General features: G+C 45.2%; 18 protein-coding genes. 17 read left to right on the forward strand and 1 reads right to left on the reverse strand.

Annotated features, from left to right (window positions below):
- Nucleotides 1-435: 435 nt before the first annotated feature.
- The 16 genes from asnB to AC3Y23_RS09870 all read left to right on the forward strand — a co-directional run bounded on the left by asnB (nt 436) and on the right by AC3Y23_RS09870 (nt 16,795).
- Nucleotides 436-2,307, forward strand: coding sequence for an asparagine synthase (glutamine-hydrolyzing) (asnB, locus tag AC3Y23_RS09795; RefSeq protein ID WP_379198141.1), 1,872 nt, complete (start codon nt 436-438; stop codon nt 2,305-2,307).
- Nucleotides 2,308-2,741: 434 nt separating this feature from the next.
- Nucleotides 2,742-3,314 carry a TetR/AcrR family transcriptional regulator gene (locus AC3Y23_RS09800; protein WP_379198143.1) on the forward strand — a complete coding sequence of 191 codons (573 nt, stop codon included), beginning with the start codon at nt 2,742-2,744 and terminating at the stop codon, nt 3,312-3,314.
- A 153-nt stretch (nt 3,315-3,467) separates the two neighbouring features.
- Entirely contained in the window at nt 3,468-4,082 is a 615-nt protein-coding gene (locus tag AC3Y23_RS09805; protein ID WP_379198145.1) for a cysteine hydrolase family protein, read from the forward strand.
- Nucleotides 4,083-4,321: 239 nt separating this feature from the next.
- Nucleotides 4,322-4,858: a hypothetical protein gene (locus AC3Y23_RS09810; protein ID WP_379198147.1), complete on the forward strand. Its 537-nt coding sequence runs from the start codon at nt 4,322-4,324 to the stop codon at nt 4,856-4,858.
- A 112-nt stretch (nt 4,859-4,970) separates the two neighbouring features.
- Nucleotides 4,971-5,519, forward strand: a complete 549-nt coding sequence (locus AC3Y23_RS09815; RefSeq protein ID WP_379198149.1) for a hypothetical protein — start codon at nt 4,971-4,973, stop codon at nt 5,517-5,519.
- 195 nt (nt 5,520-5,714) lie between these two features.
- Nucleotides 5,715-6,977, forward strand: coding sequence for a histidine kinase (locus tag AC3Y23_RS09820; RefSeq protein ID WP_379198151.1), 1,263 nt, complete (start codon nt 5,715-5,717; stop codon nt 6,975-6,977).
- A gap of 13 nt (nt 6,978-6,990) precedes the next feature.
- Complete coding sequence (locus tag AC3Y23_RS09825; protein WP_379198590.1) at nt 6,991-7,620, forward strand: response regulator; 630 nt, start codon at nt 6,991-6,993, stop codon at nt 7,618-7,620.
- A 252-nt stretch (nt 7,621-7,872) separates the two neighbouring features.
- Complete coding sequence (msrA, locus tag AC3Y23_RS09830) at nt 7,873-8,913, forward strand: peptide-methionine (S)-S-oxide reductase MsrA (protein ID WP_379198592.1); 1,041 nt, start codon at nt 7,873-7,875, stop codon at nt 8,911-8,913.
- 27 nt (nt 8,914-8,940) lie between these two features.
- Nucleotides 8,941-9,402, forward strand: a complete 462-nt coding sequence (locus AC3Y23_RS09835) for a DinB family protein (protein WP_379198153.1) — start codon at nt 8,941-8,943, stop codon at nt 9,400-9,402.
- 125 nt (nt 9,403-9,527) lie between these two features.
- Nucleotides 9,528-11,297 (forward strand): methyl-accepting chemotaxis protein, encoded by a 1,770-nt coding sequence (locus AC3Y23_RS09840; RefSeq protein ID WP_379198155.1) that lies wholly within the window; start codon nt 9,528-9,530, stop codon nt 11,295-11,297.
- Nucleotides 11,298-11,761: 464 nt separating this feature from the next.
- On the forward strand, nt 11,762-12,376 hold the full coding sequence (locus tag AC3Y23_RS09845; protein ID WP_379198157.1) for a cysteine hydrolase family protein: 615 nt from the start codon (nt 11,762-11,764) through the stop codon (nt 12,374-12,376).
- A 39-nt stretch (nt 12,377-12,415) separates the two neighbouring features.
- A complete protein-coding gene (locus AC3Y23_RS09850) occupies nt 12,416-13,375 on the forward strand; it encodes an aldo/keto reductase (RefSeq protein ID WP_379198159.1) in 960 nt (319 codons plus the stop codon).
- A 22-nt stretch (nt 13,376-13,397) separates the two neighbouring features.
- A complete protein-coding gene (locus AC3Y23_RS09855) occupies nt 13,398-13,829 on the forward strand; it encodes an organic hydroperoxide resistance protein (RefSeq protein ID WP_379198161.1) in 432 nt (143 codons plus the stop codon).
- A gap of 142 nt (nt 13,830-13,971) precedes the next feature.
- Nucleotides 13,972-14,547, forward strand: coding sequence for a TetR/AcrR family transcriptional regulator (locus AC3Y23_RS09860; RefSeq protein ID WP_379198163.1), 576 nt, complete (start codon nt 13,972-13,974; stop codon nt 14,545-14,547).
- A gap of 83 nt (nt 14,548-14,630) precedes the next feature.
- Complete coding sequence (locus AC3Y23_RS09865; protein ID WP_379198165.1) at nt 14,631-15,956, forward strand: MFS transporter; 1,326 nt, start codon at nt 14,631-14,633, stop codon at nt 15,954-15,956.
- A 17-nt stretch (nt 15,957-15,973) separates the two neighbouring features.
- A complete protein-coding gene (locus AC3Y23_RS09870) occupies nt 15,974-16,795 on the forward strand; it encodes an enoyl-CoA hydratase/isomerase family protein (protein WP_379198167.1) in 822 nt (273 codons plus the stop codon).
- Nucleotides 16,796-16,981: 186 nt separating this feature from the next.
- On the opposite strand, the gene AC3Y23_RS09875 is transcribed toward AC3Y23_RS09870, so the two are convergent.
- Nucleotides 16,982-17,665 (reverse strand): helix-turn-helix domain-containing protein, encoded by a 684-nt coding sequence (locus AC3Y23_RS09875; protein WP_379198169.1) that lies wholly within the window; start codon nt 17,663-17,665, stop codon nt 16,982-16,984.
- A gap of 270 nt (nt 17,666-17,935) precedes the next feature.
- Between AC3Y23_RS09875 and AC3Y23_RS09880 the strand changes: the two genes are divergently transcribed.
- Nucleotides 17,936-19,678 (forward strand): glycoside hydrolase family 2 protein, encoded by a 1,743-nt coding sequence (locus AC3Y23_RS09880; protein ID WP_379198171.1) that lies wholly within the window; start codon nt 17,936-17,938, stop codon nt 19,676-19,678.
- Nucleotides 19,679-19,760: the final 82 nt, after the last annotated feature.

The raw sequence follows: 19,760 nt of genomic DNA on the forward strand, positions 1-19,760 counted from the left end.
TTAACGCAAGGTTATTTTGAGTGTCTATTTAAAGGGGATAATACCAGACCCGCGCTAAGCGCGGTTTTTTTGTGTTAAGGGATTAAGTTCTTGTCCTTTCGTAATTAGGAGCAAGGTATGTTTGATTAAGATTTTGATCATTATTCTGGTTTGTTGCCCACATTAAGATCGGTGACGCGGGTTTACCTTATTGCTTCGGGCTACCGGCGGTTTCTTTAGTAACCTTTAGGATTACGAAAAAAATTTATTCTAGACCGTTATTAAATCAATTAGAGGATTTCTGCTAATAATATGTATAGTTGGAAATCCTCTTTGTTTATGTCTGGCGTGAAGAATTTGTGGAGAACCATGAGCGGAATTGTAATATTAACATCACGATTTGCTCAAACTTGCTCCCTAGAATGAAGAAGAGACAAACAAGTTAAGGAGCGCTTAATGATGTGTGGAATTACTGCAATATATAACCGAAATCAAGTACCTGTACAGACACAAATGCTCAGACAGATGACGGAAATCATCACTCACCGTGGGCCTAATGACTCCGGTATACATGTGGATGGACATGTGGGACTTGGCTTTCGAAGACTGAGCATCCTTGACCTGGAGCATGGCGCACAACCGATGCACAATGAATCAGGTGAAATATCGCTTATTTTCAACGGTGAAATTTACAACTACCGTGAGCTTCGTGAATCGCTACAGAAGAAGGGGGTTCACTTTCATACAGAAAGCGATACAGAGGTCATTCTTCGGTTGTACGAAGCGGAGGGAGAGCGCATTGTCAAACAGTTGCGCGGAATGTTCGGGCTTGTCATCTGGGATCAAAGGCAGCAATTGTTGCTTGCAGCCCGTGATCCGTTCGGCATCAAACCCGTTTATTACTGTGAAACGCAGAGTGGAATCATGATCTCTTCTGAGATCAAATCCCTTCTAGCATCAGGCAAGCTTGACAGGGAAGTGGACGGACAAGCCTACTCCCATTATCTGACCTTCCAATACGTTCCGGAACCGGCCACGATGTTTAAAGGCATTAATAAATTGATGGCTGGACATATGCTAATCATCAAGCAAGATCAATTCTCCATCAAACCTTACTTTCAGGCATCTTTTTACGCGGAAGACAGTGTTTCTTTTTCCGATCTTGTGGAAGAGACCCGTACAGTGCTAATGGAATCAGTTCAGCTTCACCGGAATAGTGATGTGCCCAGAGGCGCCTTCCTATCCGGAGGAATCGACTCCAGCGGTCTGGTAGGAATGCTGCAGCGTTTGGAGCCGACCCGCACTTTCTCGGTTGGTTTTGATGTTCAGGGTTACAGTGAGTTGGAGCTTGCCCGTAAGACTGCTGCTTATCTGGGTACAGAACACCATGAGGTATCAGTAACTGCTCAAAGCTACCTCGAGGTACTTCCTCATATTCTTTGGCATATGGATGAACCGGTTGCTGATCCTTCAGCAGCTGGAATTTTCGTTGTTTCTGAACTGGCAAGCAGGCATGTCAAAGTGGTTTTCTCTGGTGAAGGAGCAGACGAATTTTTCGGCGGCTATAATATTTACCGGGAACCGCAATCCTTGCGTATGTTTGACTATATGCCAGCATCAGTACGGAAGCTTGCTGGTGCAATATCTAAAGGGATGCCGGATGGAATGAAGGGGAAGAGCTTTCTGGAGAGAGGGAGTCTAAAGTTACAGGAACGTTTCTATGGTAATGCCAAGATATTTCTCGATGCCGAGAAGAGAGAAATCATGCCTGATGACCTGACGGGAGCCTTTCAGCCGGCACAAGCAGTGACCATGCCGCTTTATGAAGCTGCTACCCATTATGACGATATCACTAAGATGCAGCACATTGATATTCATACTTGGCTACGCGGTAATATTTTGATGAAAGCGGACAAGATGTCGATGGCGCATTCTATTGAGCTTCGGGTCCCCTTCGTGGATCATCGGGTCTTTGAACTGGCTTCCCGTATCCCAAGCAAATACAAAGTGAATAGGGCAACAACCAAGCTGCTTTTGCGGGAAGCGATGAAGGATTTCGTACCGCCGGATGTGCAGAGTCGCAAAAAATTGGGCTTTCCGGTTCCCATCCGTATTTGGCTCAAAAACGAATGGTACCCATGGGCTAAAGAGGTTATCGGTTCTGCGGAAGACATCCCATGGCTTAATACAAAGCAAGCGCTTGGCATGCTGGAAGATCATCGATCGGGCAAAGTGGATGCAAGCCGCAAGCTATGGACGATATTAGTATTTATTTTATGGCATCAAATGTATATTGCTGCTCCAACGATTACAGGTACATTACACTAAAGGTAACGCAGGATGATTAAAGATTCCTTTAATCCGATCTGTTACTGCTACCGTTCTTGGTAAAATTCCGACGATGCTCGTTTTCACCTTTGTTGGCGTTTCCGCAGTATCCTTGGACGAGATTAATGGTAAATATACAGAATTACACTCATTCGAGAACGATCGGTAAATAATTAATATTGACCGATCGTTCTCAATATGATAAATTTGCTTTGAAAGGAGATGGGGTAGACAAACCAAGTCAAATTAAGCTTGACCTTAGCAAGGTGTCATCATTTCAAACTACTTCAATTCGGTTGCTACTTTCTTGTCGAATGTTCGACTTAAGCTAGTGCTGAGATTGTAAGTAGCATGCTATTGCCTTTTTGAGAATGATCGTTCTAAATTATTGTGCCGATTGTTCCAGCTAATTTGTTTTGAAGGGAGGGAGAAGGATGCCCCGGACAAAGGAATTTGACGAAGATGCTGTTTTGCTTAAAGGCATGCGGTTATTCTGGGAACAAGGATATGAGAAAACATCGTTACAAGAACTAGTATCACACATGGGAATTCATAAGAGGAGCATATATGATACCTTTGGCGATAAGAAATCCTTGTATATCAAAGCATTGAAACGCTATAGCGAAAAGTTAGAGCGATCGTCTAAACTTCAGGTGGATGGGCTTTCGGCAAAGGAAGCCATTCGAGTGTTGTTTGAAAGGGTGATTCATCCGGGGGAGGAGTCACCTGTGGGCTGCTTCATAGTGAATACCGCGGTTGAGTTGGCAAAACGTGATTCAGAGGCAAGCGAGTATGTTCATCAGTTTTGGGACTATACGGAACAGTTAATACATGACCTTATCATACAAGGGCAAGAGTCGGGGGAACTTTCCAAGACACTCGACGCCAAAGGACTTTCTCAATATTTTAACAATTCACTGATAGGACTTCGCGTTATGGTGAAAACTATAAAGGACAGGGAAAAATTACAACAAATTATTGAAATGACTTTGTCTGTATTAAAATGACGATAATCTAATGATGCTATAACGCTGAATAATAAACATTAATTGTTGAACAATATCAGGATGGGCGTTTCAATGATAATGGGATCTGGAGCGAGGACATCGGGTTTCTTTTTGAATAAAAACTATTGTTAACAATAAAAGGAGTGTACATCCATGACAAACGTGTACGATAAAACAACGACAGGTCTTCTTTTGGTTGATCCTTATAATGATTTTTTGTCAGAGGAAGGCAAACTTTATCCTCGTACGAAAGAAGTATCGGAATCCGTAAACATGATTGAACATTTAAAGCAGACCGTTGAAAGTGCTCGTAAAGCCGGCATTCGTGTTTTTTATGTGCCTCATCACAGATCTGAGCCGAATGATTTTGATACTTGGCTACATCCAACGCCTTATCAACTTAAAGCAAAACAAGGTCAGGTGTTTGCTAAAGATTCATGGGGAGGCGAATTCCATCCAGATTTCCTGCCTCAACAAGGCGATGTGATTATTAAAGAGCATTGGGGCAGCAGTGGATTCGCGAACACAGACCTGGATCATCAGCTAAAGATGCATGGTGTGCAAAAAATTATCGTTGTTGGTATGTTAGCCAATACTTGCATCGAAGCGACTGCGAGATTCGGTATGGAGCTCGGCTACCACGTTACGCTCGTCAGAGATGCTACATCAGCTTTTACAAAAGAAGCACTACATGCGGCGCATGAAATTAACGGCCCGACATTTGCCCATGCCATACTCACAACAGAAGAACTTCTTGCCAAACTATAAGAATCGATTTAAAACTTCTGATTCTGACTGACGTTATTGCAGCGATCATTCTTCCAACTGGTAGTCGTAAGAATGATCGCTGTCCATATCAATTTTGTGGAAAACTTGGCTTTCAGAAGTTCATCATTTGATAAACTGACCCTTAACGTGAGAGAATGCTTCTCATTTTTTCTTGAATAAACCCGTCTAAGCAGTCTGATAATAACCATGAAATTAAATTAATGAAGGAGGCTTTTGGAATGCCCGTGATTCGCCAAGACCTTACACTTACCCAATCAGTCTGTAGTCATGTTATCGACGTTCCTGTTGAGAAAATCGATATTGGGAAGTGGTTGTTCTCGCTTTCCGATGCTGAATATCAACGATGCTGCCCCCCTGATCATATTGCAGTAGGTGTTACTCAAACGGAAGATGGTCGTCCAATGTCTATCAATGTTGAGACAATCGGCACCAGTCTCGCTGTACAGCATTATGTCGGAGAAATCGTCAATAAGGATTTTTGCCGGCTTGTCTCTACATCTGACATCTTCCTTACCAACGGAAGAACACAAATGCAAGTCATATGGGAGCTTAGCGCAAAGCCCATTAATGACAATCAGACAGAATATACGAATTCTGTAAAATCACATCCTACCGAGGATTTTTTGAAAACCATCGAAAGTCAGGGGTTAGTATTCGAAGAGGTTGCCAAAGCTAGGCAAAAAATCGTAGAGGATCACAACGAACGTGAAACACCTCTTTTTGCAGAAAGCATCGCACGTGCTGCACGAAAGTAATTTCATCTGATAGTTCGCAACCTTTGATTACGGAAACTTGAAGATTTAGTTCTAATCTTGAGAATGAACGAGTTAACGAACGAAATATTACTTTAAAGTAGGAGGCTTGTTTATGTCCAAGATTCGCGAAGACCTAACGCTCGCAAAATCAAGTTTTAGTCACATTATCGATGTTCCAGTGGAAAAGGTCGATATTGGAAAATGGATATTTTCACTTTCTGAGCCCGAATATCAACGATGCTGTCCCCCGGACCATATTGCGGTAGGAACAACCACGACGGAAGACGGACGTCCAATGTCGATAAACGTGGAGAAAATTGGCACCAGTCTCTCGATCCAGCATTATGTCGGAGAGGTCGTCGAAAAACACAAATGCCGGATGGTCTCCACGACCGATATCTTTATTACGAACGAGCAACGAACCCAAATGCAAGTGATTTGGGAGCTTAGTGTAAAACCCGTCAACGCCAATCAAACCGAATTTACAAATTTTGTGGTAACCCATCCGTCGGAACATTTATTGAGTATTTTCGAGAGTCAGGGACTTACGTTTGAGCAGGCGGCCGAGTCCCGTCAAAAAATATCGGAAGATCATAACAGACGAGAGGCTCCTCTTTTCGCAGAAAGTATCGCGCGCGCTGCACGTGGGGAAGTGCATTAGATATTAGAAGCGACAAGATCGTTATCCTACCACATTTCTTCCAAAAAACCATCGTCAGTGGAAATTGACGATGGTTTTTTCGGTTTCGGTAAACCGAAAAGGTTAGAGTTAATGTATATGAAATGATAGTCTCATCCATCATCATAGAAAAGAAACTATATGTTATACTAGCCAGTATAACGAAATTACACTTCGATGAAGGGAAGGAAAGCACCAGTGCTTCAAGATGAGAAATTCATTAAAGGGGGCGGTCCTCCATGGAAGCTCTTTTTCGGGCTCAAGCTCATATTGGGTCTACTCGTCTCCGGCATTTTTTATTTTGAGACGTCAATTGAGGCCTTTTGGCGGTTCAGTTTCCTTGTATTTTCGGTTGCTGTGTTCCTTCTCGTTAATCTGTTCTACTCCAGGGCAGAGAAGCGGAAAAAATGGATGTTTCACCTGCTGATCCTGGATTTTCTGGTATCCGCTGCTTATGGCTATATCTTTATCGGCGGATATTTTCCGAATCAGTTATTTGTTGGGGTTACGGCATTGGCGATCCTCATGTTTTTTAACAATTTCCGCATGCTTATCATAACTTGCATTTTTTTGCTGATCCTCTACCTGGTGACAATGGGTAGTGTCGACTGGTATTTATATAAGCAGTTTGACAGCATGAGTTACTTCATTACCTGCTCATTCATTATATTCGCAGGCATTGTCAGTACACTGATCCATTTCTATCAGAAGGCGCGTAAGGATACACTGATGTTATATGAACAGTTGAAGGAATCTCATGAGCATCTTCAGGAGTATGCCATCAAGGCGGAAGAATGGGCAGTCTCCAGGGAGCGTGTACGGATTGCCCGTGAGATTCATGATACGGTCGGCCACAAGCTGACGAGCCTGATTGTGCAAATGCAGGCCGCCCGCAAGCTGAGCCTGGTAGATGCCAAACGCAGTGAGAGTGTCTATCTAGAATGCGAGGACTTGGTACGTTCTGCTCTTCAGGAGGTCCGGTTTGCAGTTCGGACGATCAGGGACGAACCGGTCCAACCGATGTTTTTGCATGAAAGCCTGGACAAGCTGTCGGTGGAATTCACAAAATATGCGGAGGTTGCGACTCGCTTTGAGGTCGAAGGCAGCGCTGTGCAATTGCCGGGCGAGCTTCAACTTACTGCTTACCGCATTGTACAGGAATCGCTCACAAATGCCAAGAAACACGCCGATGCAGCACATGCCCTCATTCGGATTGGCTATTCGGAGGGTGGCTTCTCGCTTTGCATCAGCAATGACGGTGACGTGCCAGACGAAGTTAAGCCGAGCTTCGGATTATTGAATCTGCAAGAGAGAGTAAAGGAATGGAATGGCTGGGTAACCTTTGGGAAGGATGACCATATGCAGTTTGTGGTCCAAGCGAACATTCCTTACCCAAATACAGACACGGGAGGACAGGTTCTTGAGAATACTGGTAGTTGACGATCAACGGCTAATGCGGGAGGGTCTGGCGACCATCCTCAATTTGGAGCTAGGTATGGAAGTAGTTGGAACAGCCGTCGATGGACGGGATGCGTATGCCAAAGTAACAGAACTGCAGCCCGATGTCGTATTAATGGACATTCGTATGCCAGGTATGGACGGTGTGGAAGGCTCCGAGCTGATTCTCAGGCACTTTCCCGAGACGAAAATATTGATTTTGACCACATTTGATGATGCAGAACTGATACTGCAGGTACTGGAGAAGGGTGTGCATGGCTATTTGCTGAAGGACATGCCCTCTGAGGCTATCGTCAGCGCTATTCAAACGATATACAATGGAGGAACGGTCCTTCAGCCTGATATTACGGCCATGTTGCTGAAGGAGTTGAATAAAATGCCGGCTATCCCATCCGTGCAGCCACCATTACTTAGTGCGAATGACGATGTGCTGCTGGGGAGTCTGACTGATCGGGAGAAGGAAATCCTGGCTTTATTGGGTCTGGGCCTGAATAATAAGGAAATTGCCGACCAGCTGTTTATTTCGGAAGGGACAGTCAAGAACCACGTATCCAGCCTGATGGCCAAACTCGGGCTGCGCGACCGAACGCAGGCAGCGGTATTTTCAGTACGTCATTTTAGGTAACCGTATAGCATGACTTTTGGCAGGGGGGTGAAAATCCTCCTGTTAAATCGCTTAAAAAACAGTTTAGAATTCATCAAATTCATGAAAACCCGCACATTTGCTGCGGGTTTTTTCTTGATAAAATTCAAATTAAGAAAAAGGAGGTGGCTGGATTTGAAGTTCAAAAAAACTCGATATTTCGTATTACCCGTTGCTTTTACTGTCGTCATGGCCTATTCCTTCTATAATGCACCTATTAAATCCACAAACATGATGGAGGAACATAAACCTGTGAATATCGCTCATGCCAGTTCCACAACGAAATATGAAACCGCAGTTTTTGCAGGAGGTTGCTTCTGGCAGCTAGAGCCGTACTTTGAGGACCTCGAAGGCGTTCTGAGTGTGTCGACTGGTTATACCGGAGGTCATACTCAGGATCCGACCTATAACGAAGTATCTTCTGGAGGAACCGGACATCTCGAATCTGTGGAAATCCGTTATAATCCGAGTCAGATTTCGTATAACAAGCTACTTCAGGTATTCTGGCATAGCATTGACCCTACGAATGCAGACGGCCAGTTTGACAACCTCGGTCCACAGTATCACACCGCTGTGTTCTATAACAGCGAGGAGCAAAAAGCCGCCGCTGAAGCTTCCAGAGATGAAATTGCTATCTCCGGTAAATTTAAAAAGCCAATTGTAACCGAGATTGCGGCTGCAACTAAATTCTACATGGCGGAGGAAGAGCATCAGGACTACTATAAAAAAAATCCGATCAGTTATAAGATTACCCAGTTTGTATCGGGTCGAGACGCCTATTTGGACCGTACCTGGGGAGCAAAACTTACAGTAGCGGTGGCTGATCAGGTGGGCAACGAAAAGGACTTCAACAAAGCGGAGAGGCTAAAAACATTGACAAAGCTTCAATACAATGTAACCCAGAACGACGCAGATGAGCGACCGTTCGAGAATGAATATTGGGATAACAAGCAAGAAGGCATATACGTGGATATTGTGTCCGGTGAGCCGTTATTCAGCTCCAAAGACAAATTCGATGCCGGAACAGGCTGGCCCAGCTTCACACAGCCGCTAGACAAGGAGCATGTTCTGCTGAAAGAAAAAGGTGGCTTGTTCTCGGCAGCTACCCAGGTCAGAAGCCGGGATGCCGATTCATTCCTGGGCGATCTGTTTGAGGATGGTCCTGCGCCTACAGGGCTTAGATATTGTATCAACTCGGCAGCGTTGAAGTTCATTCCAAAAGCTGAACTTGAGGCCAAAGGCTACGGCGCATATGCCGGACAATTTGAAGAATAGGTTAACCATTATGAGGAGGCAGGAAACATGAGAACAGATTTTATTTTCGACATTTTGAAGAATCGTCATAATCAATTCATAGAGCTGGTTGCTGAGTGTCCGGAGGACAAACGTAAACTTGTGCCAGAAGGCTTCAAGAACAGCATTCATTGGCATATTGGTCATGTACTTACCGTGACAGAGTTCCATGTATTCGGTCTTTCGGAATTCGCACAGAATAAGAGGCTTCCTGCAAGCTACCAGGACTTTTTTGCTTATGGGACGAAACCCGCGGATTGGCAGGATGAACCGCCAGCTTGGGATGTGTTGATTGATCAATTAAGAAAACAACCAGACGAGATCCTTGAATTGCTGGTGGACAAGCTGGACGTACGGGTAAAAGAAAACTTTTTGAATGCCGAGACGTTTGGTGAGCTGATTGTTTCCACGGTGCTGCATGCGACCGATCATATCGGCTTTGTCTCTGCTATGCTGAAGACATTGAAATAATCATCCGAGTCCGATCCATGACAGCAGTTCAAAGAGTACTTTGGACTGCTGTTTTTTCATCCGATTTCAATATACGATATGCTGTTTTGGGGCTGAAACTTAAGGAGCTCTACGGGGGGATAATCATGAAAACAAAGGCAAAACCAAATACAAGACAACGGCGGTTCACCATCCGGAATAAATTACTGGTCGTCGCATTCGCAATCCTGAGCATTCCGGCATTGCTAATAGGAAGCATTAGTATCTGGATTTCAGACCGTGAGAGTAATTTGGAGACGGAGACTAATCTCCGAAACACGGTTCATATGGCTGCGGTGCTTATCGATTCGTTCGAGGATGCCACCAAAAAAGATGCCCTAAGCAAGGAAGAGGCACAAGAGAAGATGAAGCAAATGCTGCTTGGGCCAAAACAGCTGGATGGTACACGGACAATCAATACAAAAATAGATATTGGCAAACACGGGTATTTTTTTGTTCTAAACGACCAGGGTGATCTTGTTGCCCACCCGACCCAGGAAGGGGAGAGCTTTTGGAACAAGCAGACCATTGACGGCTTCTATCATATCCGGGATATGCTCCAAAAGGGGCAGCAGTCTGGGGGTGGAGTTACACTATACAGGTGGCCGCTACCAGACTCGGGAGCTGACGCTATGAAAATTGCATATTCGTTAAGGGAACCAAACTGGGGCTGGACGATTGTAGCTGGCTCCTATATCAAGGATTATAACGCAGGACAGCAACATATAGTCCAAGCCACTGTGTATTCGCTGGTGGGCTGCATTGCAATCGGCGGGATTATTGTTATTTTGCTTGCGAGGCGTCTTACCAGGCCGCTTGTCCAGTTGACGCAGCAGGCGAAACAGGTCGCCTCTGGGGATTTGTCTCAAAGAGCGATTGACATACATAGCCAGGACGAAATCGGTGACTTGTATACTTCTTTCCAGACCATGCATAGCAGATTAAGAGATCTGACGCAGGGGCTGTTGTCCCATGCTGATGCCCTGTCATCAGCCTCCCGCAATTTGTCCATCACCTTCGGGGAAACGACATCGGCAACAGACCAAATTTCTGTATCTGCACAAGAAGTGGCCTTGAGCAATGAAACACAAAAGAAAAGTCTGAAGGAGAGCACCTATGCCATGGAGGAGTTATCAGCCAGCGCACAGCGCATCACATCCACTTCATCAACAGCCTTTGAGGCTTCACAAGTTACCTTGAGTCATGCTGAACATGGAAACGAGCTGATTACACAGTCAGCGGAGCAAATGCTTGCCGTATCCACAACGGTGGGCGACCTCTCACTAATCGTCAATCAGTTGAAAGAGCGGTCGCATCAGATTGGCGAGATTATTGATACGATGACGACTATTTCGTCGCAAACCAATCTACTGGCGTTGAACGCAGCAATCGAGGCTGCACGGGCTGGCGAGGAAGGCAAAGGATTTGCAGTTGTTGCGGATGAGATCAGAAAGCTAGCGGAGCGTTCCAGGATATCCGCAATGGAAGTTACTGAACTGATTCAGGTCATTCTCGCTGACATTAATAAAGTCGCCACGGCTATGGATCAAGGGGATCAGGAGGTACAATCTGGCGTTGATTCCATCCGTCACTCAGGTGAGGCTTTCCAAAGAATTCTTCTTGCAACACGCAGCGCTGTGTATCACGTACAGGAGACCTCTGCTGCCGCCGAACAAATATCAGCAAGCTCTCAGGAGTTCAATGCTTCTCTGCAGGAGATTGATCGTATGGCGGCTTGGTCCAACGATCTGGCACAGACGATTTCCACCGCCACGGCCGGACAGCTCACAGCTATGGAAGAAATCTCCGCATCGGCGGACTCGATGAGCCAGATATCCGAAGAAATGCTTCTGCTCGTGAAACAGTTCAAGTTATAGCTTAGGCAACTTTGAAGAGCCATAAGATGACCTCTGACGCCACCATGCTCCAAAAATCGTCTGATGACGAATGAGTGGTCGAACAAAGACAAGCCATACTCCGTATTGATTAGGGCATGGCTTGTGGTGCCGGAAGAATCGGACTCTTAAGAAGGTTCCTATTCTCTTTTGTCGTCAAGAGATCGCTCGATGGGTCTACTGCCGATTTGATACCACTTATTATTTGAGAACGATCGGTAAAATTATTCTTGACCGATCGTTCTCAATATGTTAAATTTGCTTTGGAAGGAGGGAAGGGAGCCAAGATGCTCAACGCGGAATGGCTTGCTCATTATTTAACAATGCTCGTATAGGGATTCACGTTATGGTAAAAATATATCGGACAGAGAAATGACATTAAATTTATTGAAATGAATCTGTCTGTATTCAATTAAATCTGATCAATCAGAAGGGAATGTATATCCATGACAAAAGTATACGATCAAACAACAACAGGGCTCCTTTTAGTTGACCCTTACAATGATTTCTTATCACCGGAAGGCAAGAGTTTCCCACGTGCTAAAGAAGTAGCAGACTCCGTACACTTGCTTGAACATTTAAAAGAAATCGTTAACGCTGTGAGAGAAGCAGGCATTCAAGTTTTCTTTGTTCCTCACCACAGATCTGAACCCGATGATTTTGAAAATTGGTTGTACCCAACACCTTATCAGCTTGGGGTTAAAGAAAGACAGACATTTGCTAAAGGTTCATGGGGCGGGGAATTCCATCCGGATTTTCAACCTCAGAAGAGCGATGTAATTATTAAAGAGCACTGGGGCAGCAGCGGGTTCGCAAACACTGACCTGGATCATCAACTTAAAATGCATGGTGTACAAAAGATAATCGTTGTAGGTTTGTTGGCGAATACGTGCATCGAAGCGACAGCACGCTTTGGCATGGAGCTTGGTTATCATGTCACACTTGTTAAAGATGCAACAGCTGCTTTCAGTAAAGAAGCTATGCGTGTCGCGCATGAAATTAATGGCCCTACCTTTGCACATGCCATTCTAACAACAAAAGAACTTCTTGCTGAGATGTAATAGCTTATAGACCTTACTTTAGAAGGGGAGAGATGTACCATGAAAACTGTTCAGCTAAAAAACACTAATATCCCGGCTGTGGCCCTAGGAACCTGGTCTTGGGGGACCGGTGCTAACGGAGGGGATGCAATTTTTGGGAATAACCTGATGGACCAGGATCTAAAGCCCATATTTAATGAGGCAATGAATGCCGGATTGAATCTTTGGGATACGGCCGCAGTTTATGGCATGGGCGCTTCAGAAACGATTCTAGGAAAATTCATTCTTGGGAGAGATGATGTCCTGCTCTCAACGAAATTCACACCGATGGGAGATCAGTCAGACGATGCTGTTGAACAGTCCTTCGCAGGAAGCTTAAAGCGCCTTGGAAAGGATCATGTGGATATTTATTGGATTCACAATCCTAAAAACGTTCGGCGTTGGACTTCCAAACTGATCCCGTTAATGAAAAGCGGAAAAGTCAAATATGTAGGTGTTTCTAATCACAGCTTAGAGGAGATTAAGATCGCGGTGGACATATTGGCACAAGAGGGACTTCAGCTCTCTGCCGTCCAAAACCATTACAGTCTACTCTATCGCTCCTCAGAAGAAGCAGGCATCATTGAGTATTGCAAAGCCAATGACTTGCTATTTTTCTCCTATATGGTATTAGAACAAGGGGCTTTGACCGGTAAATATAGTGCGCAGAATCCTTTTAAGGCTGGAACCCGAAGAGGAGACGCCTTCAATGAAGAGGTATTTACCAAATTAGAAGATCTGATCGAAGTGATGCGAGAAATCGGTTCCCGGCATCAAGTTAATCCTGCTGAAGTCGCTATTGCCTGGGCAATCACTAAGGGAACAGTACCGATTATCGGAGTGACTAAACCATCGCATATCGCCAGTGCTATATCTGCCGTTGACGTCAAGTTGACGAATAAGGAAATTGAAGACCTGGAACAAGCCGCTAAAGCGAGCGATGTGGAAATTCGAGGTTCATGGGAAAATAGCATGATCTAATATTGAAAAGGAGAGATCGAAAATGAATAAAATAGAAAAGAAATTGTATACAGCTACTGTGATGGTGGAAGGCGGAAGAGAAGGCAAAGCGGTGTCCAGCGATGGCATCCTTGATATTGACTTAAAAGTTCCTAAGGAAATGGGAGGCCCCGGCGGAGACGGAACCAACCCTGAGCAACTGTTCGCAGCTGGATTTGCCGCATGCTTTGAAGGTGCGCTGGGTGTTGTTCTGAGAAAACATAGAATCAGATCGGAAGGTATAAAAATAACGTCACATGTTACGATCGGCAAAGATGCAAATGACGGCTTTGTCTTGTCAGTAAACATGGACATCGCTATTAAGGGTGTAGAAACGAGCATTGCGAAACAAATCGTCGAGGAAGCTCACGATGTTTGCCCTTATGCTCGGGCAACCCGCGGTAATATCGAAGTCATCACGAACGTGGTAGGTTAATCTGATCTTAGAGTATGGATTATAGAGTTTACGATGATTGCAAAAATATCGAGGTTAAATGGTTTTAAATTTAAGAACGACCATTCGAAGGGGTTTTTGAATGATCGTTCTTAAATTGATTATTTTAGAAAGGAGGGGCAAGATGGCTCGACCCAAAGAATTCGATGAAGATGTCGTTCTGCTCAAAGCCATGCATTTATTCTGGGAACAAGGATATGAGAAGACCTCCATGCAGGAACTGGTCTCCCATATGGGTATTCATAAAGGGAGCCTATACGATACCTTTGGCGATAAAAGGTCCTTGTTCATTACAAGCCTAAAGCGCTATTCCGATATGCTCGAGCAATCGGTAACGCGAAGGCTGGCGGCAACCCGTACAGCCAAGGAAGCGATCCGGTTGTTGTTCGAAATAGCTATTCAACAGCGGGAAGAGTTACCCGACGGCTGTCTCATCACGAATACCGCAGTTGAGTTGGCCATGAATGATGACGAAGCCAGAGAATGTGTTCAACTGAATTGGAGCTTCACGGAACGGTTGATATGCGACCTGATAGTAAAGGGCCAACGATCGGGAGAACTTTCCAAGACTCTCCAATCGGAACAACTGTCTTCTTTTTTGAATAATGCCTTAATCGGACTTCGCGTTATGGTGAAGTCGAGCACGGACAAGGAAAAATTAGAAGGCATCGTAGAGATGAATATGTCTTTATTGGAATGACGCGGTTTTACTTTTTAAATAGAATCACGTGATGAAAGAAAGACTACATCAAGGAATAAACAACACGATAGGACGGTATTCACATGAAAGACAAGATCGTCATACTGGTATGGACAATCGGCACGTTCATCGTCATTATGAACACGACAATGTTTAATGTCTCCATTCCAAGCATCATTCGGGATATAGGAGTTTCAGCGGACCTCGGCTCCTGGATTGTTTCCAGTTACTCGATAGGCTACGCCTTGTCAACGGTCATTTATAGTAGGCTTTCCGACACGCTGCCGATTCGAAGATTGTTGTCAGTCGGGCTCGTGATACTCGGGCTATCTTCCGTTTTCGGCATATTCGCGAATAGTTTTCACACATTGCTAATAGCGCGGATCGCACAGTCCGCCGGTGCCGGTTCTATGGCGGGACTCGGTCTCATCATCGCCAGCCGATATGTTCCTTACGAAAGACGCGGTAGAGCGATTTCTATGATATCTGCGGGATCTGCTATGGCATTCGGGCTTGGTCCAATTATAGGTGGACTGATCAGCGAGTACATCGGTTGGAACGGTTTGTTTGCCATCACTTGCCTCGTGCTTGTACTTCTTCCGATTTTGCTGCGTTTGCTCCCTAAAGAGCAGCCCAAGCCGTTTAAGTTTGACATCACAGGTGCCCTTCTGACCGTCGTGAATGCCGTGACGATTTTGACAGCCGTATCGCAGCGCTCGATCGTATGGCTGGGTGCGGGCCTGTTATCGATTGCGGTCCATGCTGCCTACCTCAAACGTGCCAAGGCATCATTCATCAATCCAGCTGTATTGGCTTTACCCGCGTATCGAAAATTGCTTGTAGTTGGATTCTGCATTCTGTTCATGAATCTCGGCAATCTGTTTTTAATGCCGCTTGCGCTAGCGAACCTATTCGGCAGATCACCGCTGGAAATCGGCTTTACGATCGCGCCGGGGGCTGTTTTATCCACCATCCTCACGAGTTTCGTAGGACGCTGGATCGACCGCTACGGAAATTTGCGGTTTCTGTTGATCGGGCAAGTCATTTTGGCTTTGGTATTGATCACTTTTTGGACGAGCCTCGGCGTGTCTTCGGCTGTCATTCTCTTCGGGTATCTTTTCTTCTCTCCGGCAGTCTCGACCTCATTATCGTCTTTAAATAACGAAGCCTCTCGTATTTTGCCTGCTGAGCTGATCGGTTCGGGTATGGGCTTTATGCAGCTAATTCAATTTTTCGGCGGTTCATTTTCCGTTGCCGTTTGCGGAATGCTACTTACTTTTCAAGATAAGGTTTCGCTGGTTCATGCGTACAAATATGTGTATGTAGTCTTAACTGTGATCAGCATTTGCTCATTAATCGTGCTGCTGCGGTACTATGTATCCGGTCGTCAACACGCCCAATCCAATTAAAAAAAGGAGAATTTGATATGAATGCAAACACTCAACTAACTGTCAATCGCAAAACGCCTGCTTACTGGCGCATAACGTTTCATAATCCACCGATTAATTTGGTCGATCCTGATACGGTGTATGAGCTTTTGGAGCTCATGGATCAGATCGAGAGTGACCCCGAGTTGAAGGTCGTCGTATTCGATAGCGCCGATCCTGATTTTTTTATCTCTCACTATGACATGACACGCGCCGGAGAGAAACAAAAAACGCCGAAAGACATCGAACTCCCAGCGCTAATTGACTTCACGACACGGCTTTCCAAATCTTCGGTTGTCAGTATCGTTGAAATTCGGGGCCGGATCCGTGGAGTCGGCAGCGAGTTTGCCCTTGCATGCGACATGCGGTTTGCCAGCCTAGAGAAAGCCGTCTTCGGACAGCCGGAACTGGCAGTCGGTGTCGTGCCGGGTACTGGTGCGATTGAGCGATTGTCACGTCTATCAGGTCGTGCGCGAGCGTTGGAAATAGTCCTGGGAGCGAACGATTATGATGCCTTGACGGCGGAACGTTACGGATGGATAAACAGAGCGATCACCGACTCGGAATTGGGGGGATTCGTGGAAAACTTGGCTCTAAGAATTTCAGCCATGGATCGCCAGGTGTTAACTGATGCTAAAAACCTAATCAATCGTATCGGATTACCCGAGACTTCGGAATTACAAGAATCTAGATCGGCATTTATCAAGGGAGCTATGTCCCCAGGAACGCAGGAAAAAGTTTCGAAAGCAATAGCACTCGGATTTGGACAACAAGGGGACTTTGAGCTTAATTTAGGGCAACGATTGCTGGACGTAAATTAAGCTGAGTGCTAGGCAACGGATAGATCCCTCGCATCTTCAGATGAACGAAAAGGAGCACATTAGGTTTTCAACCGTGTGCTCCTTTTCTATTTTGTCTAATGACACAAAATCTAAAACCACGAAAACATCGCACCATATGGGCAGTTTGATAACTTTTCTAAACTTATGAGAGAAGAGAAGATAGAATTATTGCCCAACATCAGACCTTCCTCTGTATTCACTTGGAGTTAGACCTACGAACTTTTTGAATTGCCGCATAAAATGTACGTCGTTCTCATAACCGCAAATGCCAGAAATATGGCTGATTGTATACGATGTGTTCTTCAATAAATAGGAGGCATACCCTAGTCTGTTAAGGATGATATCGTTAATTACCGGTATGCCGAAGATTTGCTTGTACATATGCTGAAAATAAGACCTGCTCATATTCATCTTATCTGCCAAGAATTCGACAGTATACCAAGTAGTAGGAGAGCTGAACACTTCATTTCTCAGGTTTAAGAACGAATCATAGTATTTACTAATTTGATTGTGGGGCTCCACATGATTTCGAATATCGCTAAGCTTCATGAACAGAGAACGAATGGTATAATCGATAATCTCATTGCGAAAGGTTCCGTTCTGCAGATTCTCCCAATGAATCTCATTCACTTTTCTGGAAATATAGAAGGGATCGTGTGCTCTGATTAAGGTATCCAGAGGCAGATTCAGCCGAGCAAAAAAAGCATCTGCAGCCTCCATCTCAAAATGGAACCAGTCATGGATCAGAGGACGTTCGGCATCTCGGTAGAAATAGGGGCTGTTTTTGTTAAAAATAATAAAGGAATTTGGTTCAGCAAATACCGTTTGTGATTGAATTCTAAGCTCCATTCTGCTCCGGAATAATATAAAGACGTAATCCCCTGACCCGGCCGGTCGGTCGACGGTAAAGCCCTCAGGATGGATTACATTATATCCACACCGCTTTAAGTGTATCAATGGATTTCGCTCCTTAATAGGATAATAGATCAGTCATTAGATAGGATAAATCATTTTCTTTCTCTGAACAAGATAGTAATCTGTGAAAGGAATACAGATAATACTTCAGTGACCAGAGAGAGGAACGATGCAATAGTGAACGCAGCAGCTACGAAATTTTATATGAGAAACTATCCGAGACCCCAATTTGTACGGAGCCAGTGGCTGGATCTGAACGGGGAGTGGGATTTCAGCTTCGATGATGACAAAGTCGGCGTTGCCGAACGTTGGATGGACCATTTTCCGGCCGCACTCAAAATAAACGTTCCGTTTACCTATGAAACTAAGGCGAGCGGGATCGGCAACGAGAAATTTCATCCACAGATCTGGTATCGGAGAAACCTGACGCTTTCTCCAGAGGCGGTAGGGAAACGGACGATATTGCATTTTGAAGGTGTGGATTATAAAGCTACCTGCTGGGTGAACGGTAGTTTTGCGGGGGAGCATGAAGGAGCGTACGCCCGTTTTTCATTTGACATAACCGATCTGCTGGGGCAAAACGGCGAAAATGAGATTGTACTGAAGGTGGAAGACAGCCACAGCTGTCTGCAGCCCCGGGGCAAGCAACGCTGGGCCGGCCGGAACCATGACTCGTTCTATGTACAGACAACAGGTATTTGGAAAAGCGTCTGGCTCGAACATGTCCATGAAACCCATCTGGATCTGGTGAAAATGACGCCGGACATTGACCGCCAAATGATCCGCTTTGATTTTCGCATGCACGGTACGACAAACAAGAAGGATCTCCGGCTAGATACAGAAATTACATTTAAGGGCGAAACGGTAAGAAAGCTGAGTCTTTCGGCCGACAGCGCCTGGCTAACGGTGGAAACCAGCATGATGAACGGCATTAACGGACCTTGGCTGCAAAACCTGTGGTCACCGGGCAATCCGAATCTGTTTGACGTGGAATTTGTGCTGTACGAAGGCGAACGAGAAATCGACCGGGTGGGTTCTTATTTCGGCATGCGCAAAATCTCGATCAAAGACGGCCAAATCCTGCTGAACAATATTCCCCTATACCAAAGATTGATCCTGGATCAGGGTTACTGGACTGAAAGCCATCTGACGCCTCCGTCTGAAGAAGCGCTAATTGAAGATCTCGAAACGATTGCCAAGATGGGCTATAACGGTGTGCGCAAGCATATGAAAATCGAAGACGCCCGGTTCCTGTACTGGTGCGATGTTAAAGGTATGCTGGTCTGGTCTGAAATGGCGGCAGCTTATGAATATAATGATGAGGCCGTGGAGCGTTTTACCAAGGAATGGCTGGAGGTCGTGCAGCAGCAGTACAATCATCCCTGCATTATTACCTGGGTGCCTTTTAACGAATCCTGGGGCATTCAAAATATTCTCCATGACGTGCGGCAGCAGAAATTTACGGAAGGCATTTATCATTTGACCAAATCCTTTGATCCGTATCGCCCGGTTATCACCAATGACGGATGGGAGCACACCGTTTCTGATATTTTGACCCTCCATGATTATGTGGAGCGGGGCGAAGACTTGTACAATACTTACAAGGATAAAGACTCGATCACAGGTAGCAGCGGTACGTACAACGAGTGGAAATTCGCATTCGCCCAGGGCTACAGTTATAAAGGCCAGCCCATTATCATCAGCGAGTTTGGAGGAATTGCTTTCAAGGGTGAAAAGGGTTGGGGGTACGGCAATCAGGTGGATAGCGAGGAAGCTTTCCTGGAGCGGTTTGGCAGCATAACCGGAGCGATTAGAGCCATACCGTTTATTTCTGGCTATTGTTATACACAAATTACGGACGTGCAGGATGAGGTAAACGGCCTGTTGACCGAAGACCGTAAACCGAAAGTACCGTTGGAGAAGATTCGGGAGATTAATTTGGGATAGAGGCCCGATTCAAAGAGCTATTTAACTATTGTCAAAAAAAGTTTATTCTCTTACTGAACCTTTTTCCCCACGGGAGCGAATT

It is taken from the genome of Paenibacillus sp. MAHUQ-45 (genome assembly GCF_058133325.1).

What these genes read in the sequence shown, in the direction of transcription:
- asnB (WP_379198141.1), top strand. Translation starts at nt 436, where the DNA reads ATGATGTGTGGAATTACTGCAATATATAACCGAAATCAAGTACCTGTA.
- AC3Y23_RS09800 (WP_379198143.1), top strand. Translation starts at nt 2,742, where the DNA reads ATGCCCCGGACAAAGGAATTTGACGAAGATGCTGTTTTGCTTAAAGGC.
- AC3Y23_RS09805 (WP_379198145.1), top strand. Translation starts at nt 3,468, where the DNA reads ATGACAAACGTGTACGATAAAACAACGACAGGTCTTCTTTTGGTTGAT.
- AC3Y23_RS09810 (WP_379198147.1), top strand. Translation starts at nt 4,322, where the DNA reads ATGCCCGTGATTCGCCAAGACCTTACACTTACCCAATCAGTCTGTAGT.
- AC3Y23_RS09815 (WP_379198149.1), top strand. Translation starts at nt 4,971, where the DNA reads ATGTCCAAGATTCGCGAAGACCTAACGCTCGCAAAATCAAGTTTTAGT.
- AC3Y23_RS09820 (WP_379198151.1), top strand. Translation starts at nt 5,715, where the DNA reads ATGAAGGGAAGGAAAGCACCAGTGCTTCAAGATGAGAAATTCATTAAA.
- AC3Y23_RS09825 (WP_379198590.1), top strand. Translation starts at nt 6,991, where the DNA reads ATGCGGGAGGGTCTGGCGACCATCCTCAATTTGGAGCTAGGTATGGAA.
- msrA (WP_379198592.1), top strand. Translation starts at nt 7,873, where the DNA reads ATGGAGGAACATAAACCTGTGAATATCGCTCATGCCAGTTCCACAACG.
- AC3Y23_RS09835 (WP_379198153.1), top strand. Translation starts at nt 8,941, where the DNA reads ATGAGAACAGATTTTATTTTCGACATTTTGAAGAATCGTCATAATCAA.
- AC3Y23_RS09840 (WP_379198155.1), top strand. Translation starts at nt 9,528, where the DNA reads ATGAAAACAAAGGCAAAACCAAATACAAGACAACGGCGGTTCACCATC.
- AC3Y23_RS09845 (WP_379198157.1), top strand. Translation starts at nt 11,762, where the DNA reads ATGACAAAAGTATACGATCAAACAACAACAGGGCTCCTTTTAGTTGAC.
- AC3Y23_RS09850 (WP_379198159.1), top strand. Translation starts at nt 12,416, where the DNA reads ATGAAAACTGTTCAGCTAAAAAACACTAATATCCCGGCTGTGGCCCTA.
- AC3Y23_RS09855 (WP_379198161.1), top strand. Translation starts at nt 13,398, where the DNA reads ATGAATAAAATAGAAAAGAAATTGTATACAGCTACTGTGATGGTGGAA.
- AC3Y23_RS09860 (WP_379198163.1), top strand. Translation starts at nt 13,972, where the DNA reads ATGGCTCGACCCAAAGAATTCGATGAAGATGTCGTTCTGCTCAAAGCC.
- AC3Y23_RS09865 (WP_379198165.1), top strand. Translation starts at nt 14,631, where the DNA reads ATGAAAGACAAGATCGTCATACTGGTATGGACAATCGGCACGTTCATC.
- AC3Y23_RS09870 (WP_379198167.1), top strand. Translation starts at nt 15,974, where the DNA reads ATGAATGCAAACACTCAACTAACTGTCAATCGCAAAACGCCTGCTTAC.
- AC3Y23_RS09875 (WP_379198169.1), bottom strand. Translation starts at nt 17,665, where the DNA reads ATGGAGCTTAGAATTCAATCACAAACGGTATTTGCTGAACCAAATTCC.
- AC3Y23_RS09880 (WP_379198171.1), top strand. Translation starts at nt 17,936, where the DNA reads ATGAGAAACTATCCGAGACCCCAATTTGTACGGAGCCAGTGGCTGGAT.